The 26,210-nt window shown below is 57.0% G+C and carries 25 protein-coding genes; 3 read left to right on the top strand and 22 right to left on the bottom strand.

Annotated features, from left to right (window positions below; translation table 11 throughout):
* Window positions 1–5: 5 nt before the first annotated feature.
* The 22 genes from NHF56_RS00180 to NHF56_RS00075 form a co-directional block, all read right to left on the bottom strand.
* Window positions 6–1,325 carry an ATP-binding protein gene (locus tag NHF56_RS00180; RefSeq protein WP_252800477.1) on the bottom strand — a complete coding sequence of 440 codons (1,320 nt, stop codon included), beginning with the start codon at window positions 1,323–1,325 and terminating at the stop codon, window positions 6–8.
* Between the two features lie 25 nt (window positions 1,326–1,350).
* The gene (locus NHF56_RS00175) at window positions 1,351–2,808 is read right to left on the bottom strand and encodes a sigma-54 dependent transcriptional regulator (RefSeq protein ID WP_252800475.1); all 1,458 of its coding nucleotides are present in this window, start codon (window positions 2,806–2,808) and stop codon (window positions 1,351–1,353) included.
* Between the two features lie 2 nt (window positions 2,809–2,810).
* Window positions 2,811–4,547: an enoyl-CoA hydratase-related protein gene (locus NHF56_RS00170; protein WP_306431133.1), complete on the bottom strand. Its 1,737-nt coding sequence runs from the start codon at window positions 4,545–4,547 to the stop codon at window positions 2,811–2,813.
* Window positions 4,511–5,566: a hydrogenase expression/formation protein HypE gene (hypE, locus tag NHF56_RS00165; protein ID WP_252800473.1), complete on the bottom strand. Its 1,056-nt coding sequence runs from the start codon at window positions 5,564–5,566 to the stop codon at window positions 4,511–4,513. Before hypE ends, NHF56_RS00170 begins: the two co-directional genes overlap by 37 nt.
* The gene (gene hypD, locus NHF56_RS00160; protein ID WP_252800472.1) at window positions 5,563–6,726 is read right to left on the bottom strand and encodes a hydrogenase formation protein HypD; all 1,164 of its coding nucleotides are present in this window, start codon (window positions 6,724–6,726) and stop codon (window positions 5,563–5,565) included. Before hypD ends, hypE begins: the two co-directional genes overlap by 4 nt.
* Window positions 6,723–6,956 (bottom strand): HypC/HybG/HupF family hydrogenase formation chaperone, encoded by a 234-nt coding sequence (locus tag NHF56_RS00155; RefSeq protein WP_252800470.1) that lies wholly within the window; start codon window positions 6,954–6,956, stop codon window positions 6,723–6,725. The genes hypD and NHF56_RS00155 overlap by 4 nt, the downstream gene beginning before the upstream one ends.
* Window positions 6,947–9,205, bottom strand: a complete 2,259-nt coding sequence (hypF, locus tag NHF56_RS00150) for a carbamoyltransferase HypF (RefSeq protein ID WP_252800468.1) — start codon at window positions 9,203–9,205, stop codon at window positions 6,947–6,949. The genes NHF56_RS00155 and hypF overlap by 10 nt, the downstream gene beginning before the upstream one ends.
* A 3-nt stretch (window positions 9,206–9,208) precedes the next feature.
* On the bottom strand, window positions 9,209–10,087 hold the full coding sequence (hypB, locus tag NHF56_RS00145) for a hydrogenase nickel incorporation protein HypB (protein ID WP_252800466.1): 879 nt from the start codon (window positions 10,085–10,087) through the stop codon (window positions 9,209–9,211).
* Window positions 10,087–10,428 carry a hydrogenase maturation nickel metallochaperone HypA gene (gene hypA, locus NHF56_RS00140; RefSeq protein WP_252800463.1) on the bottom strand — a complete coding sequence of 114 codons (342 nt, stop codon included), beginning with the start codon at window positions 10,426–10,428 and terminating at the stop codon, window positions 10,087–10,089. The genes hypB and hypA overlap by 1 nt, the downstream gene beginning before the upstream one ends.
* Entirely contained in the window at window positions 10,421–11,533 is a 1,113-nt protein-coding gene (locus NHF56_RS00135; protein ID WP_252800460.1) for a nickel-dependent hydrogenase large subunit, read from the bottom strand. The genes hypA and NHF56_RS00135 overlap by 8 nt, the downstream gene beginning before the upstream one ends.
* Complete coding sequence (gene hybE / locus NHF56_RS00130; protein ID WP_252800458.1) at window positions 11,530–12,069, bottom strand: [NiFe]-hydrogenase assembly chaperone HybE; 540 nt, start codon at window positions 12,067–12,069, stop codon at window positions 11,530–11,532. Before hybE ends, NHF56_RS00135 begins: the two co-directional genes overlap by 4 nt.
* On the bottom strand, window positions 12,059–12,292 hold the full coding sequence (locus NHF56_RS00125; protein ID WP_252800456.1) for a rubredoxin: 234 nt from the start codon (window positions 12,290–12,292) through the stop codon (window positions 12,059–12,061). Before NHF56_RS00125 ends, hybE begins: the two co-directional genes overlap by 11 nt.
* A complete protein-coding gene (locus NHF56_RS00120; protein ID WP_252800454.1) occupies window positions 12,289–13,137 on the bottom strand; it encodes a hydrogenase expression/formation protein in 849 nt (282 codons plus the stop codon). The genes NHF56_RS00125 and NHF56_RS00120 overlap by 4 nt, the downstream gene beginning before the upstream one ends.
* Window positions 13,134–13,583, bottom strand: a complete 450-nt coding sequence (locus NHF56_RS00115) for a hydrogenase accessory protein (RefSeq protein WP_252800452.1) — start codon at window positions 13,581–13,583, stop codon at window positions 13,134–13,136. Before NHF56_RS00115 ends, NHF56_RS00120 begins: the two co-directional genes overlap by 4 nt.
* Window positions 13,584–13,754: 171 nt before the next feature.
* Complete coding sequence (locus NHF56_RS00110; RefSeq protein ID WP_252800450.1) at window positions 13,755–14,051, bottom strand: HypC/HybG/HupF family hydrogenase formation chaperone; 297 nt, start codon at window positions 14,049–14,051, stop codon at window positions 13,755–13,757.
* Window positions 14,052–14,123: 72 nt separating this feature from the next.
* Window positions 14,124–14,705 carry a HupE/UreJ family protein gene (locus tag NHF56_RS00105; protein WP_252800448.1) on the bottom strand — a complete coding sequence of 194 codons (582 nt, stop codon included), beginning with the start codon at window positions 14,703–14,705 and terminating at the stop codon, window positions 14,124–14,126.
* A 10-nt stretch (window positions 14,706–14,715) separates the two neighbouring features.
* Window positions 14,716–15,303 (bottom strand): HyaD/HybD family hydrogenase maturation endopeptidase, encoded by a 588-nt coding sequence (locus NHF56_RS00100; RefSeq protein ID WP_252800446.1) that lies wholly within the window; start codon window positions 15,301–15,303, stop codon window positions 14,716–14,718.
* A gap of 1 nt (window position 15,304) precedes the next feature.
* A complete protein-coding gene (cybH, locus tag NHF56_RS00095) occupies window positions 15,305–16,024 on the bottom strand; it encodes a Ni/Fe-hydrogenase, b-type cytochrome subunit (protein ID WP_252800439.1) in 720 nt (239 codons plus the stop codon).
* 14 nt (window positions 16,025–16,038) lie between these two features.
* Complete coding sequence (locus NHF56_RS00090; RefSeq protein ID WP_252800437.1) at window positions 16,039–17,829, bottom strand: nickel-dependent hydrogenase large subunit; 1,791 nt, start codon at window positions 17,827–17,829, stop codon at window positions 16,039–16,041.
* A gap of 21 nt (window positions 17,830–17,850) precedes the next feature.
* A complete protein-coding gene (locus NHF56_RS00085) occupies window positions 17,851–18,933 on the bottom strand; it encodes a hydrogenase small subunit (RefSeq protein ID WP_252800435.1) in 1,083 nt (360 codons plus the stop codon).
* A 296-nt stretch (window positions 18,934–19,229) separates the two neighbouring features.
* The gene (locus tag NHF56_RS00080; RefSeq protein WP_252800433.1) at window positions 19,230–20,669 is read right to left on the bottom strand and encodes a nickel-dependent hydrogenase large subunit; all 1,440 of its coding nucleotides are present in this window, start codon (window positions 20,667–20,669) and stop codon (window positions 19,230–19,232) included.
* The gene (locus tag NHF56_RS00075) at window positions 20,666–21,661 is read right to left on the bottom strand and encodes a HupU protein (protein ID WP_373456277.1); all 996 of its coding nucleotides are present in this window, start codon (window positions 21,659–21,661) and stop codon (window positions 20,666–20,668) included. Before NHF56_RS00075 ends, NHF56_RS00080 begins: the two co-directional genes overlap by 4 nt.
* An 868-nt stretch (window positions 21,662–22,529) precedes the next feature.
* Here NHF56_RS00075 and NHF56_RS00070 point away from each other — a divergent pair.
* From NHF56_RS00070 to NHF56_RS00060, 3 genes are read left to right on the top strand one after another with little or no spacing between them, the layout of a single operon-like run.
* Window positions 22,530–24,104 (top strand): recombinase family protein, encoded by a 1,575-nt coding sequence (locus tag NHF56_RS00070; protein ID WP_252804767.1) that lies wholly within the window; start codon window positions 22,530–22,532, stop codon window positions 24,102–24,104.
* Complete coding sequence (locus NHF56_RS00065; RefSeq protein WP_252800430.1) at window positions 24,104–24,997, top strand: plasmid partitioning protein RepB C-terminal domain-containing protein; 894 nt, start codon at window positions 24,104–24,106, stop codon at window positions 24,995–24,997. The genes NHF56_RS00070 and NHF56_RS00065 overlap by 1 nt, the downstream gene beginning before the upstream one ends.
* Entirely contained in the window at window positions 24,994–25,884 is an 891-nt protein-coding gene (locus tag NHF56_RS00060; protein ID WP_252800428.1) for a plasmid partitioning protein RepB C-terminal domain-containing protein, read from the top strand. Before NHF56_RS00065 ends, NHF56_RS00060 begins: the two co-directional genes overlap by 4 nt.
* Window positions 25,885–26,210: the final 326 nt, after the last annotated feature.

The raw sequence follows: 26,210 nt of genomic DNA, 5'->3' as shown, positions 1-26,210 counted from the left end.
AACAATCAGCCGGCATCGAGAATAACGCTAAACTCTGCACCACCATCCGGTCGGTTCGAAACCTCGATCCGGCCTCCATGATCCTCTATGATGGTAAAACTGATCCAGAGTCCCAACCCGGTTCCCTCACCGATCGTCTTCGTGGTGAAAAAGGGTTCAAAAATCTTGCTCAGATTTTCCTTGGCTATGCCAGGCCCGTTATCCCGGATATCGATCCGCACGAGACCCTTCTCCCGCTTCATGACGATCTCGACAAGCGGTGTAGGGACATCAGCCACAGCGTCAAAAGCATTATCGATGAGATTGACGAAAACCTGATGAAGCTGTCCTTCGTCGGCGTTCGACATCACAGTTGGAACACTGTCGAAAACAATCTTTGCAGAGGTGTTTTTCGATTTAGCAGCCAGTTGCACAGAATTGCGCAGCAGCCTGTCGAGATCGACCGTCTGGCGCTCGCCGGCCCGCGAGAAGGATAGGCGGCGCAGGTTTTTGACGATATCACTGACCCGGCTTGCGCCCTCGATCGTGCCATCCAGCAGCGGGTCAAAGTCGGCAAGTATGGAATCGATCTTCAATTCCCGTCGCAGTGCCGCAGTTTCCTCTTCTTCAGCACCCCTGTGAATAGCCTCCAGATATTGGACCAGTTTCTTGCGATAACGGTCGAGCGTGTAAATATTGGCATAAACGAAGCTGATCGGATTGTTGAGCTCATGCGCCACACCGGCGACCAACCGTCCGAGACTTGCCATCTTCTCCTGTTCGATGAGGCGGTGCTGGGCCGTTTGCAGCTCCTTATGCGCCTCGTGCAACGCTTGATAGGCTCGTCTGAGCTCGCTGATCGGGCGGCCGGTGAGAACGGCACCAAACTGTCGCGAATGGCTGTCCGCAAGTTTGGCGCATCGCATTGCAAGGCATTCTTCATTTCCATCGGCCCGCAGGAAAAGAATGTCGGCTTCAACAAGCTGACCCTCCTGCCCCGCACCGATCACGCGCCTTGCATTGTCCTGATCGCCCTCGGCAATATAGTTGAAGACGCTGGACCCGACTACCTCCGGCTCGAGCCTTCCAACCATCGACAGAAAGGCCGGATTGACCTTCTTGATCACACCGCTGCTGGAGCACACGATCAGAATATCGGAGACTGACGCAACAACACTGGAAATAAAGGACTGGGCCTCCTCAAGGTCGGCGTTCTTGCGCTCGAGGTCCGCCTCGTTTTTCAAAAGCTCCGCATAGACCTCATCCATGCGATGGATAACATCCAGCCAGAGAGACTCGCCTGCATCGTCCAGGGATGGAATGGACGGCATTCCAACCTTGTTCATCAGCCTCTTTTTGCCCGTTTCTGGTTCAGTCGTGCTCGTCATCGCTGTCGCGTCGCAGTTGGTAGCGGTCCATCTTGCTTCTAAGACCAACGCGCGACAACCCCAGTTCGTCAGCCGTGTGGCTGATATTGCCACCGTTGCGCTCAAGACTTTTCTCAATCGCTGCCTTTTCCATAGCGGCAACAACATCCTTGAGCGCCCGCCCTTGCGGCGCAAATCGGCTTTCGGGCTCGGCAGCCGTGCGCACCCCATTGCGAATGGCCAGCGACAGGAGATCGTCGCCCAACGGACCGTTGTCCTGCGACAGGACCACCATACGCTGGATTTCATTGTGCAATTCGCGAACATTACCGGGCCAGTCATAGGCCGTCATAAGCTCGAGCGTACGCGGATGAAAGCCGCAAACCTGCCTGCCGAAAGCCTGATTGATCTGGGTCAGCGTCCGGCTGGCAATTGCCGAAATATCACCAGTGCGATCCTTCAAGGCAGGCATGTGGATGGGGAAGGCGGCAACCCGATAATAAAGATCACGGCGAAAGCGGCCTGCAGCCACCTCTGCCAGCAAGTCACGGTTGGTCGCTGCAATGACCCGTACATTGACCTTGCGCGTGCGCTGCGCGCCCAAAGGCCGGATCTCTCCCTCCTGCAAAACACGCAACAGCTTGACCTGAAAAGCAGGCGACGTCTCGCCGATTTCATCCAGGAAGATTGTTCCGCTGTCGGCAAGTTCAAAGAGGCCGATACGGTCCTGATAAGCACCGGTAAAGGCGCCTTTCTTGCAACCGAAAAGCTCGCTTTCCAGAAGATCGTCCGGCAAAGCACCGCAATTCTCGACCACGAAAGGCCTGTCTGCGCGCGAAGATTCATGGTGTATGGCGCGCGCCAGCAGTTCCTTGCCGGTGCCGGAGGCACCCGTAATCAGCACCGAGACATCGTAGTCGGCAGCACGTTTCGCAAGCTCAATCGCGTCAGCAACCGGACTACCGTCCACATGGATGATCCGGTCGAAACCGAATTTGCTGCGCTCAACCCTCCGCTTGTCGGAAACGGCCTTCTGCAGCAGGTCTCGCACCGGTTTGACTTCGACATTGACCTCCCCTGCCTCATGTTGGAGCCGCCACAGACTGGCACACTCACGCATGCATGCAATCAGCTCATCCGGATTCCAGGGCTTGGTAATGTAACGGTAGATGCCTGCATTGTTCACACTATCGATAATGTCATCGCTGTCGGTGTAACCCGAGATGATCAGGCGAATGGTATCGGGCCAGCGTTCACGCGCACGCTTGAGAAAGGTCACGCCCGATTCACCCGGCATGCGTTGGTCGCAGAGCAGAATTTGCACCAGCTCACCCTCGAGAACGGCCTCAGCCTCAGCGGCATTATTGGCGCAGATAATCTCGAATTCGTCTGTCAGTACCCGTTTGATCGCCTCCAGCGAACGCGGCTCATCATCCACCACGAGAACTGTCATGCTGCTCATGCTCACCTTGTTCGTCCCCCTGTCGAACGGTTGTCTGCCCCCATGGCCCTATGGATCGCCAATGTCACCGGCGTGCGCGATTTGGGAACCTTTCGAATGAAATTATGGCGCGCCACATGATAGCTGGGATCAAAACCGTAGAAGTTCTTTTTCATGCGAACAAGCTCCTCCTCCCGGTAGGCGGCAAGCGGTTTGGCTGCCTCGTCACGATTTCGGCGCTCGGCTTTTTCGCTGATAATATCGTCAATCGCGGGGTTCTGCGCCAGCGCAAAGGCATAGTCCAGAAGTGCAGCATCTGCCGCGGCAGGGTTCCTCGGCAGACGCGCAGAGGCAAGGCCCAGACGCAACGCTTCTTCGATCCCCATCGGCAGACGTGCCTGAGTTACGGTCCGGGCCCGCGCCTCACCCACCCGCATTGGCAGAAGGTAGGTCCAATATTCCGATCCATAGAGATTACCCATGTCCTTATAATGCGGATTGAGGATTACACCCTCCCGCATCAGAACACGATCTGCCGCCAGCGAAAGAAAAACGCCACCAGCGCCCGCATTGCCCGTGAGCCCTGCCAAAACAATCCTGTCTTGCGCAAGAATGATTTCGCGAACAAGGTCGTTCATCGCATTGATGTTGGACCAGGACTCATCGGCAGGGCTGTTGGCGCTTTCGATAACGGAGAGATGGATACCGTTGGACCAACAGTCTGCACTGCCGATCAGAACCAGAACCTTCAGCGGTCGCTGACGCACCGCCGCGACAATTTGGCGAAGCGCATTGCAATCCGCCACCGACATCGCACCATTATAGAAGTTGAAGCGAATGATGCCGACACCACGCGCCTCGGTGTAGGTCATGTTTTGCGGCGCATCAAGTTTTGGCAGCAAGGCACAGTCGGCAAAAACATTCGCCGCCGGCAGCTTGAGCCGGTTCTTGCCGCTTTCCCGCGCATGGCCGATCCAAAGCGCCCCTTCACAAAAAGCAACGGCAACACACCTTCCGTCGGAACCAAGAAGCCGACCCGGCGCGCCAGAGAGATCTTCCGCAAGACAGGCATTGAACACACGATATGTTTTATCTCCAACTGTCAGGCCTGCTCCCGGGTCCCCATCGCTGGCCCGAATAATTGTGAGCGCTTCTTCGGCGCTCATCTTCTGAGGGTCAAGCATACGACACGCTGCTGGAACGGCACCTCTCACAACACCCGAACCATCGTTGCGCGCAGCCAAAGGTTCGGCATTGCCCGCTGCCATACGCTCCAGCGCCTCCAAAACACAGGCAACGGCTGCTTCCGTGACTTCTTGGCGATAGAGGCTCGATTTCGTTGCAGGCCGCATGGCAAATTCGCGCCACGCCCAGACAGGACCCGCATCCATCTCCGCGCGCGCCTCAATCAGTGTGACACCCCAGCGGCTTTCATTGTCGAGAATGGCCCAATCCAGCGCATTCGGCCCTTTGTCGCCTCGAATGCCAGGATGCACGATCAATGTCAGCACCTGCTGCCAGACATCGGCAGGAATGGCCCGCTTCAGAAATGGTGCGATAATCAGATCGGGCTGGAAAAGCGCCACGGCCTCACGCGTCAGATCGTCATGAATATCAAGCTCCACGCTCACCATATGGCCAAGCTCTCTCAAGTCGACGTGGAGACGCTGAGAAAGCGAGTTGAAGCTGTGACATAAAAGCAGGATGCGCATGGAGGTCTGCTTCAACAGATACGCGGCAGCTGCTCGCCCGAGAGCCAATCAACAATTCGCCCGCCACCAAAGGACGTTTCCATCTGAACAAAACAGTGCGTATCCTCAACCACCTGGCCGATGATGGCTGCATCCTGTCCAAGCGGATGCTCGCGCATTGCCACCAAAACTGTATCAGCCATTTCCGGCGCGACGACGGCAACGAGCTTACCCTCATTGGCCACATTAAGTGGATCGAGGCCCAAAAATTCGCATGCGCCCTCGACGCCGGGTTTTAAGGGAATGCTGTCCTCACGGATACGGAAGCCGACGGCCGATTGATGGGCAATTTCATTGAGCGTCGCAGCAATGCCGCCGCGGGTCGGATCGCGCATCAACCGGATAGCCGAACCGCCGACATTCACCATCGCCGCCACCAGCGTGTGAAGAGAGGCCGTGTCTGACAGGATATCCGTTTCGAACTCAAGATTTTCGCGTTTCGACATGACGGCCACCCCGTGGTCACCGATTGTACCGGACAAGATGGCGATATCGCCCGGTTGCGCCGCATTCGAACGCATATCGATGTTCTCCGGCAAAATTCCAACACCTGCCGTCGAGATGAAAACGCCGTCGGCCTTGCCGCGCTCCACCACCTTTGTATCGCCAGTGATGATCGGCACGCCTGCCTCGCGGGAAGCATCCCCCATGGTTTTCGCAATCCTGTCGAGGTCGGAAAGCGGAAAACCTTCCTCGATGATGAAACTGGCCGAAAGATAGAGCGGTCTTGCGCCCGACATGGCAATGTCGTTGATCGTTCCATGAACGGCAAGCGAACCGATATTGCCACCGGGAAAGAAGAGTGGAGAAACCACATAACCGTCGGTGGTCATCACCATTCGGCCCGCTGGAACCGCAAAGGCCGACTGGTCGTTTCCGGCCCTGAGCCAGTCATTATCGAAGGCCTTGTGAAAAATGTCTTCGATGAGCTGCCCCATCGTGCGCCCGCCCGCGCCATGGGACATATCAACCCGCCCGTTTTTGATGTCGAGCTTGCGTTTCACCGGTGTCGTCAGCGCCACATTCATGCTACAGCCCCCTCGATTTTCCTGTTCCGCGATTTCGCATGTTCGCGAAAGCGGCCATAGGTCCAATGGGCTGCGCAGGCTCCTTCAGACGAGACCATGCACGAACCCATCGGATTGTCAGGGGTACAGACCGTTCCAAAGAGTTTGCAATCGGCGGGGTGTTTGACACCGCGCAAAATGGCACCGCATTCACAGGCAGGATTGTCATGCGCCTTTGGCGTTTCCATGGAAAAGCGCTTTTCGGCATCGAAATGGCTGTATTGCGGGCGAAGTCTGAGCGCGCCATAGGGAACCTCGCCAAGACCACGCCACTCGAAACTGTCCCTGAGTTCGAAGAATTCGGCGACCTCGGCCTGAGCCTTCAGGTTGCCCTGCGCAGTGACCGCACGGATATATTGATTTTCCACTTCGTGACGACCCTCGTTGATCTGTCGCACGAGCATCAGGATCGCCTGGATCACGTCCAATGGCTCAAAGCCGGCCACCACGACCGGCTTCTGGAACTCTTCGGCAAAAAAATCGTACGGCTCCGTTCCAATCACAGTGGAAACATGCGCGGGACCAATGAAACCGTCGATCTTCACTGTCCCCAGCTTGCGCACATCCGGGCTTTCCAGAATGTTCTGAATTGCGGCCGGCGTCAGCACATGGTTGCAGAAGATTGAAAAGTTCTTGAGATCCTTTTTCACCGCGGCACGCAAAGCAAGCGCCGTCGGCGGCGTCGTTGTCTCAAATCCGATTGCGAAGAAAACCACCTCGCGATCCGGCTCGGCCTCGGCAATCCGCAAGGCATCCAGAGTTGAATACACCATGCGGATGTCTGCTCCCCCGGCTTTGGCCTTCAAGAGGCTGGCCCCCCTGGAGCCCGGCACACGCATGAGATCTCCATAGGTGCAAAGGGTAATTCCCGGGCGCATGGCCAAAGCAATTGCCGCGTCAATCCTGCCAATCGGCAGCACGCAGACGGGACAGCCGGGGCCATGGATCATGCGCACATTGTCCGGCAGGAGGTCTTCCAGACCGTAACGCGAAATCGCATGGGTATGTCCGCCGCAAAACTCCATGAAGTGATAGCTGATCTCGGGCCGCGCTTCGTGGGCAATCTGCCGGGCGATATTCTTGGCAAGCTTTCCGTCCCGGTACTCGTCGATATATTTCATGCCACCTCTCCCATGTTTGCCGCCGCCTCACGGATTAGTTCGAGCGTCCGCTCTGCCTCTTCCGGATCGATCTTGGCAAGCGCATAGCCGACATGGAGGACGAGATAATCACCGACCTGGACGTCATCGACCAGCGCTGTGGAAACGACCATTGATGCACCGTCAATCGTCACCTTCGCCATGTCATCCGGCAAAACCTCTTTCACCTGAACGGGAATTGCTAGGCACATGTCTCCGCCTCCTCCATCTGCAATTTCTTGTGGTCAATCTGCTGCCGGGCAAAGGCCACCTGCCCCAGTGCAATGCCGCCGTCATTGGCCGGCGCAACGCTTGGCAGCAATACTCGATAACCAAGCGCACGCAGTTGCTTCGAAAGCCCTTCGGCCAGTACCCGGTTCATCACGCACCCACCGCCTAGGGCGACAGGAAGATCGCGGGAAGAGCCGGAAACCCACGCCGTCAGACCCGCAATCAACGTCCCGTGGAAGAGGTTCGCAGCTTCACGTCCGCGCAATCCATTTTCTGCCAGCTGCAGGATCACCGGCATGAAGTCGAGCACACCATCTGTGATGCGATACCCGTCTTCCATAGCAACCGGTGCATCGACCAACGCCTCAAGCCGCATGGCAGCCTGCCCTTCGTAGGATTGAGTGAGTGAAACACCAGCAAGCGCTGCAGCCGTATCGAAAAGGCGCCCCATGCTGGATGACAGCGGGGTACGCATGCCGCGCTCCAGCATGGCAACAAGCCTTTGCACCTGTGAATGGTCATCAAAGAGTTGGACAGTCAGATCGCTGCGACCTGCGGAATGCAAAGCGCCCACAGCCATGCGCCACGGTTCACGCGCCGCCTTGTCGCCGCCGGCAAGCGGCAATGGACGAAGCCAGCCCGTGCGGTGCCACGAGCCGCCATCGAGCACAATCCGCTCGCCGCCCCACGCGCCACCATCCGCACCATGGCCATGACCGTCAAGCGCCAGACCGAAAACGGCTCCTTCGATATGATATTCTGCTGCGACGGCGGCTATATGGGCCACATGATGCTGCACCCGCACGAGCGGCAGACCAAGCCCCTCGGCGAGCCTGACGGAGCGAAAATCCGGATGAAGATCACACGCCGCCATCTCCGGATTGACATCAAGAATGGAACAGAGATGACGAGCTGTTTCCGCCTGAAAACGGATCGTTTCGGCATTATCCAGGCCGCCAATGTGCTGGGAAAGAAACGCCTCGCGTCCGCGCGTCACGCAAACGGTGTTCTTCAAGTCGCTGCCAAGCCCTATGACCGACGGACCGTCTGAGCCGAGATCAACAGGTTCCGGCACAAAGCCACGCGCGCGTCGCAGAAATGCCGGTGCTCCATTGACAATCTGCATCACACTGTCGTCAGCCCGAACCACGATATCGCGGTCATGGGTAACAATCAGGTCGGCTATGGAACCAAGGCGTACTTGTGCGTCTTCATTGCTAGCAACCAGAGGCTCCCCGCCGGGATTGGCGCTTGTGGCGACCAGCACCGGTACAACACCGTCCTCTTCCAAAATGTCTAGCAGCAAATGGTGCAATGGGGCATAGGCAAGCAGAATGCCGATGCGATCGAGCCCCGGCGCCAGCGCCTCGGGCAGCACACCTCGGCTTTGCGCGATCACCACCGGATGCGCCGGGCTCTGCAGCAATGCGCCTTCGCTGTTGCCTAAAACAGCAAACCGGCGTGCGGCGTCAACGTCACGCACCATCACGGCAAAGGGCTTTTCATCGCGCGCCTTGCGCAGCCGCAGCGTCTTGATTGCATGTTCGTTGCGGGCGTCACAAACCAAATGAAACCCGCCAATCCCCTTCAGCGCAACGATTCGACCTGCCTGCACCGCCTCCGCAATCTCCGTGATCGAATGACTGAGCTTTGGCCCGCACGCGGGACAGGCGACCGGTTCGGCATGAAACCGGCGGTTCAGCGGATTTTCATAATCCTTTCGACAGTCCTCACACATGACAAAGCTCGCCATGGAGGTCTGTACTCGGTCATAAGGCAGCGCCTTGGTGATGGTGAAACGCGGCCCGCAATGGGTGCAGTTGACGAACGGATATTGAAAGAACCGGCTTGCCGGATCGAAGAGCTCGTCAAGGCAGGCATTGCATGTCGCAGCATCCGCCCCGATCCGTGTCACTGTCTTGCCCGCCACACTCTCGCGGATGCCAAATTCCAACGCACCCGTCGGCTCGACATCCTCGACCGCGACAGAATCGACCCTTGCGAGCGGCGGTGACCGCAAACGCAGCGCTTCCGCGAAACATTCCGCCCCTTGTCCCTCGACCTCTATCAGCACGCCGGCATTGTCGTTCAAGACAAAGCCCGAAAGACCCATTTCATGGGCAAGCGCATAGGCAAACGGCCGAAAGCCAACGCCCTGGACCACGCCTTTGACGCGCAGCCGGAGACGCCGGATCGCCTGTTCCTGCCGATGTGCTACCCGTCCTGTCATGGCTCAAGCAACGCGTGCATGGGCCAGTCGGGCGGCAGACGTTTCGAGCCAGGCATAAAGAGCCTCCATGCCTTCACCCGTGCGCGCCGAAACCACAAAGGTTTGAAGTCGCGGGTTGACCCTCAGAGCGTTACCGATGCAAAGCGCCGTGTTGAAGTCGAGATGCGGCAGGAGATCGGCCTTGTTCAGCACCATAATATCGGCGGCAGCGAACATATCGGGATATTTCAGCGGCTTGTCTTCACCTTCGGTGACCGAAAGAACCGCAACCTTGTGCGCTTCGCCGAGATCGAACGCGGCGGGACAGACAAGATTGCCAACATTTTCGATAAACAGCACCGAACCTTCCGCCGGTTCCAGGTCCTCAATCGCATGACCCACCATATGCGCGTCGAGATGGCAGCCTTTGCCGGTGTTAATCTGCACGGCCCGCGCGCCTGCCTCACGAATGCGCATCGCATCGTGTGAGGTCTGTTGATCACCCTCGATCACGGTGATTTCTATCCGCTCTTTCAGGTCGGAAATCATACGGGTCAACAGCGTTGTCTTGCCCGAACCGGGACTGGAAACAAAGTTCAGCGCAAAAATGCCGCGCGCATGCAATGCCGCCCGGTTGGCTGCAGCCAGGCGGTCGTTCTTGGAAAGAATATCGCGCTCGACCTGGATAATTTTCTCCTGGCTCATGCCAGGAACATGAACGCCGGCAATGCCGTTGCCGTAATGAACCGAACCATCCTCGCCATGAACATGATCATGCGCATGGTCATGGTCATGGTCATGGTCATGAGCGTGGTGGTGGTGATGGTGTTCGTGAATATGCCCTTTCGTCCCATCTGCCTTTTCAATGGCGGGGTCTTCTCCGCAGCCGCAAACCGTACACATCAGATTACCTCCAAATCCCTGATTTTTAACTCGTCACCTGCCGTCATCTGGACGTGATATTGTCCGCATTCCGGGCATGCGCCAAACCGTTCCTCGAGCGGCACTGCTTTGGCGCAGTCAAGACACCAGCCTTCGCCCGCAACGCGGTTGATCTCCAGCTCAGCCCCCTCCGCCAGACTGCCCCGGCGCACCGCATCGTAGCAGAACAGCAACGCATCCGGGTCCACATGGCTAAGCTTGCCGACATCAAGCCTGATGGTGCGGATGCCGCGCGCGCCATGGCTGATCGCCGTTTCACAAGCAATCTCGACAACGCTTTCCATCAGAGACATTTCATGCATGGGCCATCTCTTTCATCTCTATGTCGAAAGCGACACAGGGGTCGAACAAGGCAGCCAGTTTTGCCACCCTCAGACGCGCGGTTTCGCCTGAGCCTATTCTGGCCGTTAGAAGCGTTTCGACGAAGGGACCAGCTGGATGAAAATTCCATTCCGTGGGCGCCAGAATACGATAATGCAAAAGCCGGCCTTCGTCATCAATCTGTGCAGAATGGTAAAGCCTGCCGCGTGCACATTCCACGGTGCCAAAGCCGCAATCTTCGCTATGCCCATCGTTCATCAAGTCTCCAAGCGCGATATCCTGTCCCGCGATCAAAGCCTCCAGCTCGGCCAATGCATCGGCAAGATCATGAAATCGGGCAATAAGTCGCTGCGAAAGCACATTTGCCCGCGTTTGGCTTATGGCCCCGCGATAGCGCGCATACGCGCCGGTTTCCATGATACGTCCCGGAAGAGAGGGGCGGGCAGCATAGCTTTCAACCGCCGAAAGCATGCTCGCAACTTCATCGTCATCCTCCAGCGCCAGGTTTTCTGCTGGACGCGACATGAAGACGTCGTCGCACGCTACATCGCACAAAATCGCATCGAGAAGACTGTTGGCGGCCGGGCCCTCGCCCTTGCCTCTAAGGCCCGCACCGTGACAGGCCTCCTTGAGAAGCGCGGCAGGTGCAGACATTTCCTTTGTTTTCATGGACGCCATCCCGGCATAGGCGACGATCGCGCGCGAAGCCTTGAGCGCGTCGCGAAGATGTTGTCCCACTACAGCCTGAATGGTGGGGGCCAGTTTTCCAGGCCACTGCATGGCAAGCGAACGTATTGTCTCGAAAACCCGTTCTGCAAGAAGACCGGCACCTGCTTGTCTTCGCGCGTCTTCCGAAAGAGGGTGACCGGCAGCGCGGGCAACGGCAAGACGCGCAGCTGTCGATTGCGAAAACCCGCAAAGCGAAAACATCTGACCTGCCAGTCTTGGAGCCTCTTCAGCTGCGCGTCCGATAAAGAGTCGCGAAAGCAACTGTGGACGTTGGCTTTCCACTTCAACGGCACACACCACGCCGCGCGCCAGATGTACACGAATGTCAATCGCACCTGCAGAGAGGGGAGCATTCACGGCTCAACCTCCTCAGGCTGCGTTTTTAACCGGCCCCGCAACAGATCGCGCCGGCTCGGTCGTGCAGGCGGCGGCGGTGGCGGCTCAAGCGCTTGAGGATCGAAAAACGTATGCAGGATTTCACCGGCAACAGCACAGGCTTCATCCATCGTCGCAAACTCAAAGACCGGCGAAAACAACGAACAAGAATCGACGCGCCCCACACCTTCAAGCGCACCAACGATGAACTCAACTTCACCAGCCGGCAGACAAAGCCGCACAGTTTGGCCCGGTACAACACGATCCAGTTCTTGACCCGGAAGGGCAATAGCAACGAGGTTCATGAACCATGGTGTCGTCACCACACCGACGGCACGACCGCAATAGGCCCGAAACCCCGTCGCAGCAACGTCAAGGGCCGGATTGCAGATCGGCACATCAGCCATCGACGTCTCGGCAATCACCCGGTAGCGTGCAGCAAGCCGCACGGCGATGTCGTTTGCCGCAGCATCAAGCGCATCAATCCCTTGCGCGTCGATTTCGATTTCAACCGGCATCGCCCAGTGTCTCCGCTCCGAGCGCCATGAACTTTTCTTGCGGGGCATCGCAGTTTGGACAACGCCAGTCGTCCGGCAAGTCGGCAAAGGAGGTGCCGGGCTCTATCTGCCACACGGGGTCACCCTCGGCAGGATCATAGATAAGCCAGCAGATGCCGCACTCCATTTTTCCGCCAACCCCGGCTTCAGCCCGTTTGCCGAAATTTTCAAAGCCGCCACTCATTTGAAATAGGCCTCCTCGATTTCACGAATGCGGGATGCGCTGTCACGAAAATCATCCTCCGCAGCAACCGCAACACTGGGGATCGAGCAAATTTCCAATGTATCGAGAATGATCGCGTCCATGGAGTTATAGAACTGAACAGACCACACATTGCGCGCACCTGTCGCAAGTATTCGACATGTGCCATAGCCGCGCGACGTCAGCTGCACCGGGCCGCTGCCGAGCGTATCCTGCAGCAATTCCATGTCCTGCGGGCTCATGGGCAGAAGCGAAAATGTGATGGTGTGAGCCTTGTCGCCCGCTCTGTGGGTCGCCATCTTGCCCGAAATTTCATGCAGAACCGGCATGACATTCATGGTGCCTGCCGGCGGCTCGCCATATTGAATGGCATTCGGCAAAGCGGCGCACGCCTCGGAAACGACAGCGGGAATGGCGGCAATCTCGACATAATCGGCAACGATACGGTCGGCAGCATCGGTGAAACGGATGCGCCAGACCCCGGCCATCAGCGCTTCCTGAATTTGCGCCGTCACGCCATTTGCCAAAACCGCGACCCCGCTGACCTCTCCCTCACCCAGCGTTTCGGTGATCAAAGCCCTATCTTCGTCGGAAAAATCGGTGATGTCGAAAAGCTTGCCCGCCTCGCCGTCACGCTGCGCCTCCAACGCATCGGCGATCTTCGGCAGCAGAACGGCCGTATCACGACAGCGCCGGATCATTTCCTCGGCCGTTGCGGTGGCGAGAAAGTTCAGCTTGCGTGCAGCGACCGGCACTTCCGTATCGATCGGCATAATGGTCATGGCAGCATCGTCACCCTCGGGCGCAACCCAGAAACCCGCTTTCATCCGTTTATCCTCTCTCCTGCATAGTTGATTTCCACCTTCTGCGGGGTGGGCGGCGTCATCGGCGCGGCATCCGGCGCAAGCCAGGCGCTGATACTCGTCATATACTCGGACCAATCGCGGATCTTGGGCAGAATACCCATGATCTCGCTGCCCCGCATCACTACAAGGCTGGGCATGATGACAACATGGAACCGGCTCTTCAATTTGTCTTCTGTGCCACGCCGCACCACAGCGCCGCGCAACTTCCCTTGAAAAGTCCGCAGGATTTCCGGCAGGACCACCGCAACATCGTTGGCCTCGCTCCGTTGGGCGGGGTCTCCGGTGAAAAAGATGATCGTGTGGTCTGCTTCGCCAGCCCCGCAGGCCAGGAAGGCATCGACGCTGGTCTCGTCAATGATCGGCAAATTCATGCGCTCGGTGAGCGCACGCACCAGTGCTGATGGCATGGGTTTCCTCCGCTGTCTGCCAGAATTCTCTCCTCGCATTTGGCTTTGCAAACAGCGTGCCAGATGGCCGGAAAGCCAAATTACATTGAAATGTAAGGGAGATTTCTAGTGAGACTCACCGAAGGCGTGCCGAAGAATGTAAACATACCTTCCAGCATGGAAAGTTCATTATCAGTTATCGCGCAAATGCGGCGGCAATTGCGGTTCGCGATCGATAAGATCGGCGAATAGCGCATCGAATTCACCGCCCTCGGCGGCCTGAGAAAGCCCGGTCAAGGCATCGTCGATCATGCGCGCCTCCTCAGCATCGAGAACCCTGATGGCAGAACCAAGATGCGTCAGAAGCCACGCACCCGCTTCTTGTTCACCAATCAGCATAACCGACACACTGTGTTGCACGCCATGGCGCTCGCAAACAGCCTCGAACGGCGTCGAGCTGATGACACGCATGGGAATACCGATACACATGGGCTTGCATCCTCAATCTTATGAAAAAGGCCCGGCGCATGTCTGTGCCGGGCCGGATTGCGGCGGAAACGATCAACCCGCGAGCAGGGCAAAACCTGCCAGCGCCGTGATGGCACCAGCCATACGGCCGAACATCCTACCCGCATTCGACATGCGCAACCTGCCAAGCGCAAGGCCCACAATGTGCAGCAAAATTGTTGCGGCCACGAAGCCGCCGACATAGGAAAGCGCGCGGCTGTTTTCGGGCAGCTCAGCACCATGCGCAAAACCATGGAAGAAAGCTGCTGCTGCAACAACGGCCGAGGCAACCGCAAGAGGCACTTTCACGTCAAAGGCAACAAGCAGGCCGAGCACCACCACGCTCGCGGCAATGGTCGGCTCCACCATCGGGATTGATGCTCCGAAGATGCCGAAGACCGCACCGGAGAGCATGACGGAAACGAATGCTGCAGGCACGAGAAGACGAGCGCGCCCGCCGAGCATGGCCGCCCAGAAACCAACCGCAATCATTGCCAGAAGATGATCCGCACCTGACAAAGGATGCATGAAACCGGCGCCAAACCCCGCCCCCGGATGGCCCGGGTGGGCGAAAGCGGCAGTCGGCACCACGACCGCCAGAGCGGCAAAAGCCGAGTGGATTGAGAATCTCTTCATGATGTCCTCCTCAGGAAACCAGTGCGGCAGTCTCGCGGCGCCGCTCATAACGTTCAAAATCAATATCGTTTTCCAAGAGCGGCGGCACCGCCTCTCCAGCCGGACGGCGCGAAACATCCGCACCCCAGTTGCGAAGCAGATCGACGGCCATGTCGATGGCCTGCGGGATGACCGCTCTGACAGGCGCGGTCACCGGCCCGCCCCAATCTTCAAGGTCCACCGGCTGACAGCCGATCAACGCAAGCTTTTCGGGATATCCCCCCATCAAGTCGGCGGCGCTGAGCACCTCCTGAAAGCCCGTCTGATGCAGGCTCATCTTCTTTGCACCGGTAAATTTCGGCACTTCCTCGTCTGAAACAAGCTTCAACGTACCGGGCACAAGCCCGTAATCGATGGCATCGAAAACCAGGAGATAATCGGCGTCACGCACATATTGCACCAGATAAAGGCCCTGCGTTCCCCCATCCAGGATCGTGACATTGTCGCCCACCTTATAGGCGCGGTGGAAAGCCTCCACCGCACGCACGCCAAACCCTTCATCGGCCCAGAGAATATTGCCGATTCCGAGAACAAGAATGTTCGGTTTGCCTGCCTTCATCTCAGTCGTCCTCGTCTTTGAACATGCGTTCGCCAGAAATCATGGATGAGATGATCGACTGCCGGCTCATGATATCCTCGCGCACAGCCACATAGATATGGACCATGACGAAGATGATGATCACCCACATGCCGAGATGGTGAAGGGTGTGGACATCCTGGCTGTTTGGAAACAACGTGAAAACCCAGCCAAAGAGCACATATTCCCAGCTGTCGCGACCGGCCCCTTCGCTGTAAAGCGCAAAGCCGGTAATCACCATGAAGATAAGCGGCAGGGTCAGCATGACAAACATGGCCGACTGCGCCAACGGATTGTGGCCGATGTACTTCTTCGGTTTGGCCGTCAGGAACGCATACCATTTCACCTCGTGCAGCCACTCACGCCAGAAGCTCCCGCGCCAGAACGGCACGTAAAAAATCTGCCGGGCATGCGAATTGCCCACGAAGGCCCAATAGATGCGCAGCAGCAGGAAAACCGCAAGAATCTGCCCTGCTGCAAAATGCGTGAACCGGATATAGCCCATCAGGAAGTTGGCGCTCGCCTCGCCCGGAACAGTGGGCAGAGGCGAACCGATGAAGTAGCCGGTTAACGCAAGCGCCAGAATGCAGAACGCATTGACCCAGTGCCAGATGCGAACCGGCGCTTCATAGACATAAACACTCTTGCGTTCGACTGCCTTTTCGCCGTGCGAATCTGCGGCTTTGGCTTCGGATAATGACATGACCCATCCTCCCCTCAGCGCACCTGCACCTTGGCCATTTCCTGTCCATCCGGGCTCATGACATGCGTGGAGCAGGCAAGGCACGGATCGAAAGAATGGATGGTGCGAAGAATTTCAAGCGGCTGCGACGGATCAGACATCGGCGTATCCATGAGCGAAGCCTCGAAAGCCCCGATATTGCCAGAAGGGTCACGCGGAGAGCCGTTCCAGGTGGTCGGCACAACACACTGATAATTGTCGATCTTGCCGTCCTTGATCTTGATCCAGTGGGCAAGTGCGCCGCGCGGCGCTTCTGTGAAGCCCACACCCTTCACTTCTTTCGGCCAGGTCTCCGGTTTCCACTTGTCGACAAAGGCCGTGGCGCTGTCGCCATTTTTGATATTGGCAATCAGCTTGTTCTGGAAATGACGCATCTGGTAACCGGCCCATTGCGATTCCAGTGCACGCGCCGCGGTACGACCAAGCGTGGAGAACAGCGCCGACGTCGGCAGGCCCAGATCGGTCAGAACCTTCTGAACCGGCTCCTTGAATTCCGGCTTGTTCTGGGCAAACCCGACGACCCAGCGTGCAAGCGGCCCCACTTCCATGGCATTGCCCCGCCAGCGCGGCGCCTTGATCCAGGAATATTTTCCGCCTTCATCAAGCTCTTCGATGTTGGTTTTGGTACCCTTCGCATTCGGACCAAGCTCATAATGCGGCTCCGTGACACCATCCCACGGGTGAAGGCCCTTGCTCTCATCGGGATATTTGTACCAGGAATGCGTCACATATTCCTGGATCTGCTCCGGATCAGCAAGATCGACGGGAAACACCTCATTAAGGTTGCCATTGATGATGGCCCCGCGCGGCAATTTCAGGCTGGCCTCGGAATAGTCATTGGCATGCTCTGGCACATCGCCATAGGCAAGCACATTCTTCCCCGAAAGCCCGCCACCATAAAGCCAGTCCTTGTAGAACGAGCCGATAGCCATGATATCGGGAACATAAACCTTGTCGTTAAACTCGATGAGCTGATCAATGATCGAGGTAACAAGGTTCAGCCGCTCCATGTTGATTGCGCCGACGGCACCCACGCCATCGACATTGATCGGACAGGGAACGCCACCGACCAACCAGTTCGGATGCGGGTTCTTGCCGCCAAAGATCGTGTGGATCTTCACGATCTCCTTCTGGAAATCGAGCGCTTCGAGATAATGCGCAACCGCCATCAGGTTGGCTTCAGGCGGCAGCTTGTAGGACGCATTGCCCCAATATCCGTTCTTGAACGGACCAAGCTGACCGGACTCCACGAATTTCTTGAGCCGGCCTTGAATGTCCTTGAAGTATCCGGGCGAAGACAGCGGCCAATCGGAAACCGACTGCGCCAGCGCCGAAGTGGCCTTTGGATCAGCCGAAATCGCCGAAACAACATCCACCCAGTCGAGAGCATGCAGATGGTAGAAGTGCACCACATGGTCATGAACCTGCAAAGCAAGCTGCATGAGATTGCGGATGGAGTTGGCATTTTCCGGGATGGTGATCCCGAGCGCATTTTCAACCGCCCGCACCGAGGTCAAGGCGTGTGTGCCGGTGCACACGCCACAGATCCGTTCGGTGAACGCCCAGGCATCGCGCGGATCGCGGTTCTTCAGGATCACCTCGATCCCGCGCCACATCGTGCCGGTGGAGACTGCGTTGCGGATCACATTGTTTTCGTCGACATTGACCTCAACACGCATATGCCCCTCAATGCGTGTGACCGGATCAACGACGATGCGTTTGCCCGAATTGTCGAGATTGAAGCCGTTTGGCGTCTGAATTGTCATGGATGCTACTCCCCCGGGTCCTTATGCGTCTGTCTTTTCGCGTTTTGTGGTTACACGCTTGACCGTTGTGATGGCTGCATGTGCGACGACACCCGCACCAACCACGCCGGCAACCCCCTTGCCGATCTGGTCTGCATTGGCCTCAATGCCAAACTGGTGAATGTTGGTCAGCCTGTCGTAGAAGGAGCCATTGTCCCAGAACTGGTCTTCCGAGCAGCCGATACAGCCGTGGCCGGACTGAATGGGGAAGGAGACGCCACCGTTCCAGCGCACTGTCGAGCAGGCGTTGTACGTGGTTGGCCCCTTGCACCCCATCTTGTAGAGACAGTAACCCTTGCGCGCACCTTCATCGTCCCATTCCTCGACAAACTGTCCTGCATCAAAATGCGGACGGCGATAACACTTGTCGTGAATGCGCTGCGAATAGAACATCTGGGGACGACCCTGACGGTCGAGTTCGGGAAGTCTGCCAAAGGTGGTGATGTAAGTCACCACGCCGGTCATGACCTCGGCGATCGGCGGACAGCCCGGCACCTTGATGATCGGCTTGTTCTTGATCACTTTGTCGATGGGGGTGGCCTGCGTCGGGTTCGGCTTGGCGGCCTGGACGCAGCCCCAGGAGGCGCACGCGCCCCAGGCGATGATCGCCATGGCATCCTCGGCCATCCATTTCAGCTTCTCGACAAACGGCTTGCCGCCGTCGATGCAGAACATGCCGTCTTCGTTGAGCGGCGGATTGCCTTCAACTGCCAGAATATATTTGCCCTTGTACTTCTCCTTGGTCTCTTCAAGGATTGCTTCGGCCTGATGACCGGCTGCAGCCATGATCGTGTCGTCATAGTCGAGCGAAATCATCGACAACACCACATCCTTGACCAACGGATGTGCCGAGCGGATGAAGCTTTCGGAGCAACAGGTGCATTCAAGGCCGTGCATCCAGATCACCGGAACACGCTCCTTCGTCTCCAGCGCGTCTTCCATCGCCCTGGCACCGGAAGGGCCTAGACCGAGGCTCGCCGCTGTCAGGCTGCAGAACTTGGTAAAGCTGCGCCTTGTAATGCCTTGCCGGCGTATGACGTCATAGAAGGTTTCGGTTGCGGCCATGCTCTCCTCCAGGGTTTCCGCTCAATCTGCCCTCGCCGCTCCATCGGCAGGCATAATGGGAACTGACAGCAAAAACCGGGCCAACGCCGGAAGCTCTGGAAGAGAAAATCTGTAACAAACTGAAAAATAAATATCTATTTCGCCTCCAACGCACATAGAGCGAGAAAGACGACGCCCCTCAAAAGCCGGTAACGCGCTTTCCAGTGGAAAGTGACCTTCCGGAGTGTGAAAGGCGTGTTGACAGTGAAATTCGGCGTCACCCTAACGCATGTGGTGTCGGACAAGACAGAAAGTCGTCAATGTGCGGTGCAGACCATACAGGGGTCGAAAGAGCGGATGACGTGCTGAAGCGCGGCAGATTTTGCACCCAATGCACCCGTTTCCACCCCTACGAGCGCCTGCTCGAGCGGTCCAGCGATCCCGCGCTCATCACGCGGCGAGAAATTCCAGGTGGTGGGTGCGATAATCTGGTAGCGCTGGATCTGCCCTTTGCGCAGCTGGACCCAGTGGCCGAGCGAACCACGTGCCGCCTCGACAAGTCCCGCGGCTGCAGCCTCATCCGGAATGGAAAAATGACTTGAGAAGGCTTCCTTCAAGCGCATTCTCCGCAGCCAGCCCTGCATGCTGTGAACCAGAATGGCCGTTTCGACCACCCGTGCAATGACCCGTGTTCGGACCGACGTTCCTCCATCCCGGGCGATGAGCGCCGTCACCAAAGGATGGCCGGCAACCGCCAGGCGGGCAGCAGCACCCGTCTCCATCGGCTCCAGATCGATACGCGGTGACTTGGCCCATGAATAGGCACCGTCCTTTTTCACGTCCGGGCTTGTTTCTGCCTCAAAGGGGTTTTTGCTCGTGTCCTCAAACCAGGAAGATGCCACATCTTCAGATATCGCATTCGCATCGAAGGCGCGAACACCTTCAAGCGTGGCGATGCCGGCGGGCAACAAGCTCTCTTCTGCTTCGTGATAGGCGCCGTAGGAAAGAAGCTGGCCCGGCCCTTTGCCAAGCGCGCGCAGAGCAAGATCGTCCGCTACGTCAAGAAAGAAGCGGAAATCACTATTCCCTTTGGCCCTCAGCGCCTCGAGATCATCTTCGCTCTCCAGTGAGAGAATGTCGTCCAGCGACGCGCCGAACAAGGTTTGCTCAAGAAACACCTGAAAATCCGCCAGGATGGCTGCCAGCCGAATTCGTTCCCCGATATCGATAGCCTTGGTAACCCCGCCGGGTTGGAACGCAAGCGAATGCGGCCACTTGCCGGCAATGATACCCATGATTTCCAGGAGACGCCGCCTTGCCGGCAGGTATTGGGCAGATGCCTCTCCACTGACGGCTTTGAAGCGCGCGGCTGCCCTCTCAAACCACTCATAATCCGCATATTCCGCGCGAGCAAAGTCGGGCATAAAGAAAAGATAGAAATGCGTGAGATGGTCCGCGATATTTTCAGCCGCATGGGCCAGATTGGCCGCAAGATAGCCATTCGGTGCCGCCCTGCCGCCTGCAAGCGCGCGCAGGGCGCTGGCCGCCGCAATGGACTGCGAGACCGAACAGATGCCACAGATCCGCGGCGCAATCACCAGCGCATCCATAGGAGGCCTTCCACCGAGGATTTTCTCAAACCCGCGAAACAGCGTCGTCGTCACCTCGGCGCGCAGAATAATTCCGTCTTCTATGTCGAGGCCGACTTCCAGGTCTCCTTCAACCCGGTTGAAAGGACCCGCGATGACTTTGGTCATTCACGAACACCTTTCCCGCGCTGCGGGTCGCTGAGAACGCGATCAGACACAGCATTTTCGCGCACGCGGTCTGGGGTGGCCGATTTGGATAGAGCAGCCAGAGCCACAAACCACGCCTTCGGCATGTCAAGCGGCAAGCCCACGGGGATGCCGGCCACCTTCGGGGTTTTGAGGAAACCGGTCGCGTCCTCGAAACCGGGCGACGTGCAGGCAATGCAGGAAAAGCCTCCATGTGTGCATGAACCACCACCATTCCACGCCCTTTGATTGCAGTCACCAACGGCCTGTGTAGCCTTGCAGCCAAGATGCTCCATCATGCATCCGAGATCTGAGAACTTTTCAGCACTCGCTTTGAACTCGTAATACTCGTTTCGGTCACATCCATGATGCGCAAGCGTTTTGGCGTAGAACCGCGGGCGGCCAAGTCTGTCGAGATCGGTCTCGCCAAATTCGTCAAAAGCAATCGCCCCGATGGTTTCCATGATCCAACCCGGATGCGGCGCGCAGCCCGAAACATTGATCACAGGCATGCCGGAAAGCGAGCGGAAATCCTTGCCCAAGGCGCCGCCCTCCAACGTCTCACCATATTGCAGTCCGCTGACCTCGTCCATGAATGGTGTTGCTGCAGGAATACCGCCATAGGCAGCACAGGTGCCGACCGCCAGACAATAGCGGGCGCGCGGCGCAAGCAATCGCACCCAATCAAGCGTCGTCTTGCCGGTGCCCGCCATTCGGCTATAGAGCCCGGTTCCATCCGGCCCCATCATGATCGACCCTTCCACGCAGAGAATATCGAGCGCCAGCCGCCCCTCTGCCACCGCCTGAAAAATGTCGATAGCCTCGCTGCCGCTTTCCTCGCTGATCGAGGGATGCCAGATAAGATCAATACCAAAAGTCTCCAGCTCACGCATGAAGCCTTTGGCGCCCACCTCCAACACAGACATCGTGCAGCCGCCGCAACTTCCAGCTTGCAGCCAGAGCATGCTTTTCATACCGGCTTTGATATTTCTCACTCCCATGTCCCTTTTTTCGCACCGCCAGACAGCCACGTCAATTGGTTGGCTGATGTGCCTGCCTTTCTTGGAGACGATGAGAACGAAAGGCTCTTGGTGTGTCTGCGTAGGCGGTTAACGGGCATGCAGCGGGCGATCTGTCATGTTTCGGTGAATGTGGCTTCTCACCATGAAAACAAAAAACGGGCCGCTATAGAGCGACCCGTTATTGCGTTTGGTTGCGGGGGCCTGATTGCACAGAGACTTGTCGATTCACAAGAATGGTAGGAAAGCGCCTCCATTGCGGCCATCGCCACCTTTTCCAAGGCTTCCTTAAAGCCGTCGTTTGGCCAAGTCCTCGTTCACGCCAATATACTGCGGCGTCGCCAACAGCGTTCGGTTATCCATGTCCGGCCATGAAAAACCTTCAATCCGCTATCGGCCCAAATGGCGAATTATTTTGCAAGGCCCGCACAATTGCAACCGCTCGGGTTAGAGAGGCTTCCGCTGCGGCTAGCTCGACGGAGACCTCGTAGGTGTCACGACCGCACAAATGCAGGAATTCCTGAAGTACGGCGTCTGAGTTTCGAGCGAGCAGAATGAGCTGTGCACCACTTGGTGCCCGAGAACCTGCCAACCAGTATTTGACCGCTCGTTCGCTTGCCCCGGTCCATCTCATGACTGTCTTGGCCGCTCTAGCGCTCTGCCCGACTTCAGACTTCAAGGCACGAGATATCGCATTCGCATATTCCTGGCGACTCAAGCTGCCGTTCGCCGGAACAATTGTGCCCGTTTTACGAACCATGTTGCCCTTCCTTTGGGAGTATATTTGCCCATCAAAAACAACGGTGAAAAATGTAGATGCGTGATGGTGATCGATTGGAACCAGAAAGGCGGGGAGCAAACATCGCCTGACCGTCCCTCAATTCCGGCAGCAACTTATGTTCGGATGTCCACCGAGCACCAGAAATACTCGACCGACAACCAGACCGCCGCGATCCGTCGCTATGCCGAGAAAAATGGCTTCGAGATCGTTCGCTACTATGCAGATGAAGGGAAAAGTGGTCTGCGACTGGTCGGCAGGGATGCCTTGCAAAGACTGCTGACCGATGTCGAACAGGGTGACGCCAATTACAAAGCGATCCTTGTTTACGATGTCAGCCGGTGGGGTCGTTTCCAGGACCCCGACGAAGCCGCTGAGGTCGAGTTGCGCTGCAAACGGCAAGGAATTCAGGTCCATTATTGCGCCGAGCAATTTGAGAACGACGGCAGCATGGGCTCCTCCATCATAAAGACCGTCAAGCGTGCTATGGCTGGCGAGTATAGCCGCGAGCTTTCCGTCAAGGTCTTCAACGGCCAGGCCAACCTCATCCGTCTCGGATACAGACAAGGTGGCGCTCCAGGATTTGGCCTGCGGCGGCAGCTCATAGACCAGCATGGTAATTTCAAAACAGAGCTTACCAGGGGCGAGCACAAGAGCATTGCGACCGACCGTGTCATTCTGGTTCCGGGACCGGAAAAGGAAATCCGCATCGTCAAAAGGATTTACGAGCTTTTCGTCAATCAAAAGGTCCAGGAGGCCGAGATTGCGAAAATCCTGAATGGCGAGGGCATTTCCACCGATTGGGACCGCCCATGGACACGTGGAACAATCCATCAGATTTTGATCAACGAAAAATACGTCGGCAACAACGTGTGGGGCCGAACGTCGTTCAAATTGAAGAAAGACCATGTCGCCAATCCAGAAGAAGATTGGATAAGGGCAAATGGTGCCTTCACCGGCATCGTTGATCTCGATGTCTTCAACCTTGCCCAGTCGATAATTGCCGCGAGAGATCAGCGCCTTTCGGACGAAGCAATGTTGCAGAAGCTGGCGGCGATCCTGGAAAAGCGGGGATACCTTTCAGGCCTTGTCATCGATGAGGCTGACGACTGCCCTTCAAGCAGCTCCTATTCCCATCGTTTTGGCAGCCTTCTGCGTGCATACGCCCTCGTCGGATTTGTGCCGGATCACGACTATCGTTACCTCGAAATCAATCGGGCTCTGCGCCGGATGTACCCCGATCTTCTTTCGGAAATTATGGGCGGCATCAAAGCTGCTGGCGGTGCGGCCAAACAATCCGCCGAAAATGACCTGCTGACAATCAACGACGAGTTCACGGCTTCAATCGTCATCGTCCGGTGTATCCAGACGACAAGCGGCTCGCTGCGATGGAAGGTGCGCCTGGATACAGCATTGCGGCCAGACATCACGGTTGTTGTGAGAATGGCCCCAGGCAATTCGGAAGCCTACGACTACTATCTGCTGCCCCTGCTGGACATGCAGGAGGCGGTTCTTCGGCTCTGCGAATTCAATGGACTGTCTCTGGACGCCTACAGGTTCGATGACCTTTCCAGATTTTATCAGATGGCGTCCCGAAGATCGATTTTGGAGGTGGCGTAATGGTTGCAGTTCCGGCTCAGAAAGTGGAAATGATTCCGATTGCTCGCATAACAGTGGTCAATCCTCGTCTCCGCAACAAAAAGCATTTCAAGGAAATCGTATCGAATATCGGTCAGATCGGTTTGAAGCGGCCGATCACCGTAACGCGCCGAATGGAAGCTGGCGGACCATTCTATGATCTCGTATGTGGGCAAGGTCGCCTCGAAGCCTTCCAGGCCCTTGGTCAGGAGGAAGTCCCGGCTTTGGTGGTGAATGCGAACACAGAAGACTGCCTCGTTGCCAGCCTGGTTGAAAATTGCGCCAGGCGGCAGCACCGGGCCGTCGATCTCCTTTACGATATCGGCGAAATGAAGAAGCGCGGCCATAGCATCTCCAAGATTGCCCGGATGACCGGTCTCTCTCCCGAATATGTGCATGCAGTCATACGGCTTCTGGAAAAGGGAGAGGAGCGCCTTCTACGGACCGTCGAAACGGGACAAATTCCGTTCAGTGTCGCTTTGGAAATCGCGGAAACGCCTGATCACGATATCCAGTTCGCGCTTCAATCCGCTTATGAAAAGAGACTGTTGCGCGGAAAGAAGCTGATGGCCGCAAAGCGCCTTGTCGAACAACGGCGTCAGCAGGGAAAAACGATCAGGTTGAATGGAAAATCCCGGCAGCATGCAATGTCGTCGGAGAGTTTGCTCAAGGCATTTCAGAAAGATGTTGACCGCAAGCGCATTCTTATTCGCCGGGCGGAGGCGGCAAAAGCGAGACTGACATTCATTACACAGGCCGTCCGTAAGCTTATGCAAGATCATCAGTTTTCGAGCATCCTGGCGGAGGAATGCCTTTCATCGGTACCGGAGGGCCTGGCGGCACGAATAACGGGACAGGAGGGGTCGCCCAGATGAGCCCGAGCGGATCGTCGCCCCTTGTCCCGCTGTCTTTCGAGAGCACGAGTCTGCGCATCCCGATTACAGAAATCATGCCGCTGAAAGAGCTGTCGGCCTCCGCACTGAAGTCCGTGAAATATGCGCAAATCGCGGCATCGATTGGCGAGGTTGGCATCATCGAGCCGCCTGTTGTCATTCGTGATCATCAAGAGCCGGACAAATTCCATCTTCTGGACGGACACATTCGGCTGGACGTGCTTGCCAAGACGGGCGTCAAGGAGGTCGTTTGCCTCGTTGCGACGGAAGATGAGGCCTATACCTACAATCGTCGGATCAGCCGCCTGGCCACAATTCAGGAGCACAAGATGATCTTGAAGGCCATCGAGAAAGGCGTTCCGGAAGAGCGTCTGGCCCGGGCCCTCAACGTCAATATTTCCAGCATTCGACACAAAAAGAGTCTGCTTGAAGGAATTTGCCCGGAAGCAGTCGAGCTATTGAAAGAAAAGCACGTTCCGCTCAACACTATGGGCGAACTGAAGAAGATGAAGCCGATGCGGCAGATCGAAGCCTCCCAGCTCATGGTGGCGATGAACAAATATACGATCACTTATGCGAAGTCGTTGGTGGCTGCGACGCCCGATTCCATGTTGGTCAGGCCGAAGAAACGGATTGGTAACCTGAGTGAAGAGCAAATAAGCCTGATGGAGCAGGAGGCCGCCTCACTCGACCGGGATTTCAGGGCCATCGAAAATGACTACGGGGCCGATCATCTCGATCTAGTCCTGTCCGTGGGCTATCTGACACGTTTGCTTGGCAATGCGCGTATTGTGCGACACCTGGCGCAATTCCATCCTGACATCTTGGCCGAATTTCAGAAAATAACAGAGTTGCGACGGGCAGCGTAACTTTAGGCAAGCAACGTGTGACAAGGCCATTCAAGTGTTCGCTGGGCTTCGGAGTCCAACTTTGGAAATGCTTTCAGTCTTATCACCTATCAATACCTGATGAAGCGTGCCGTCGAAGCGGCTTTCTATACAATCGCGATGCTAGTGGAAATCTCAACTCTATCGTGAGCCCGCCAATAAAATCTTGCAGGGCGGCTCGTAGGCTGACTACCTTCGCAATAAGGCTGAAGAGGCGTTGTCCACTTACAAGCGCGAGAGCAATTGTGCCAGCTTTTCACGTGACCCCGTAGCGAAGAGCCGCCATTGCCCTTCCGGCCCCAAAGCGG

Source organism: Rhizobium sp. L1K21, assembly GCF_024055895.1.
Classification (GTDB): domain Bacteria; phylum Pseudomonadota; class Alphaproteobacteria; order Rhizobiales; family Rhizobiaceae; genus Ensifer_A.
This window is presented reverse-complemented; position numbering and strand designations above follow the sequence as displayed.

Coding starts and splice junctions, on each gene's coding strand:
- NHF56_RS00080 (WP_252800433.1), bottom strand. CDS start 20,669: ATGACCAAAGTCATCGCGGGTCCTTTCAACCGGGTTGAAGGAGACCTG.
- NHF56_RS00090 (WP_252800437.1), bottom strand. CDS start 17,829: ATGACAATTCAGACGCCAAACGGCTTCAATCTCGACAATTCGGGCAAA.
- NHF56_RS00100 (WP_252800446.1), bottom strand. CDS start 15,303: ATGAAGGCAGGCAAACCGAACATTCTTGTTCTCGGAATCGGCAATATT.
- NHF56_RS00110 (WP_252800450.1), bottom strand. CDS start 14,051: ATGTGTATCGGTATTCCCATGCGTGTCATCAGCTCGACGCCGTTCGAG.
- NHF56_RS00115 (WP_252800452.1), bottom strand. CDS start 13,583: ATGCCATCAGCACTGGTGCGTGCGCTCACCGAGCGCATGAATTTGCCG.
- hypD (WP_252800472.1), bottom strand. CDS start 6,726: ATGAAATATATCGACGAGTACCGGGACGGAAAGCTTGCCAAGAATATC.
- hypF (WP_252800468.1), bottom strand. CDS start 9,205: ATGACAGGACGGGTAGCACATCGGCAGGAACAGGCGATCCGGCGTCTC.
- hypA (WP_252800463.1), bottom strand. CDS start 10,428: ATGCATGAAATGTCTCTGATGGAAAGCGTTGTCGAGATTGCTTGTGAA.
- hypE (WP_252800473.1), bottom strand. CDS start 5,566: ATGAATGTGGCGCTGACGACACCGGTGAAACGCAAGCTCGACATCAAA.
- hybE (WP_252800458.1), bottom strand. CDS start 12,069: ATGCCGGTTGAAATCGAAATCGACGCGCAAGGGATTGATGCGCTTGAT.
- NHF56_RS00120 (WP_252800454.1), bottom strand. CDS start 13,137: ATGAAAGCGGGTTTCTGGGTTGCGCCCGAGGGTGACGATGCTGCCATG.
- NHF56_RS00125 (WP_252800456.1), bottom strand. CDS start 12,292: ATGAGTGGCGGCTTTGAAAATTTCGGCAAACGGGCTGAAGCCGGGGTT.
- NHF56_RS00065 (WP_252800430.1), top strand. CDS start 24,104: ATGGTTGCAGTTCCGGCTCAGAAAGTGGAAATGATTCCGATTGCTCGC.
- cybH (WP_252800439.1), bottom strand. CDS start 16,024: ATGTCATTATCCGAAGCCAAAGCCGCAGATTCGCACGGCGAAAAGGCA.
- NHF56_RS00155 (WP_252800470.1), bottom strand. CDS start 6,956: ATGTGCCTAGCAATTCCCGTTCAGGTGAAAGAGGTTTTGCCGGATGAC.
- NHF56_RS00070 (WP_252804767.1), top strand. CDS start 22,530: ATGGTGATCGATTGGAACCAGAAAGGCGGGGAGCAAACATCGCCTGAC.
- NHF56_RS00085 (WP_252800435.1), bottom strand. CDS start 18,933: ATGGCCGCAACCGAAACCTTCTATGACGTCATACGCCGGCAAGGCATT.
- NHF56_RS00175 (WP_252800475.1), bottom strand. CDS start 2,808: ATGAGCAGCATGACAGTTCTCGTGGTGGATGATGAGCCGCGTTCGCTG.
- NHF56_RS00180 (WP_252800477.1), bottom strand. CDS start 1,325: ATGAACAAGGTTGGAATGCCGTCCATTCCATCCCTGGACGATGCAGGC.
- NHF56_RS00060 (WP_252800428.1), top strand. CDS start 24,994: ATGAGCCCGAGCGGATCGTCGCCCCTTGTCCCGCTGTCTTTCGAGAGC.
- NHF56_RS00075 (WP_373456277.1), bottom strand. CDS start 21,661: ATGAAAAGCATGCTCTGGCTGCAAGCTGGAAGTTGCGGCGGCTGCACG.
- NHF56_RS00105 (WP_252800448.1), bottom strand. CDS start 14,705: ATGAAGAGATTCTCAATCCACTCGGCTTTTGCCGCTCTGGCGGTCGTG.
- hypB (WP_252800466.1), bottom strand. CDS start 10,087: ATGTGTACGGTTTGCGGCTGCGGAGAAGACCCCGCCATTGAAAAGGCA.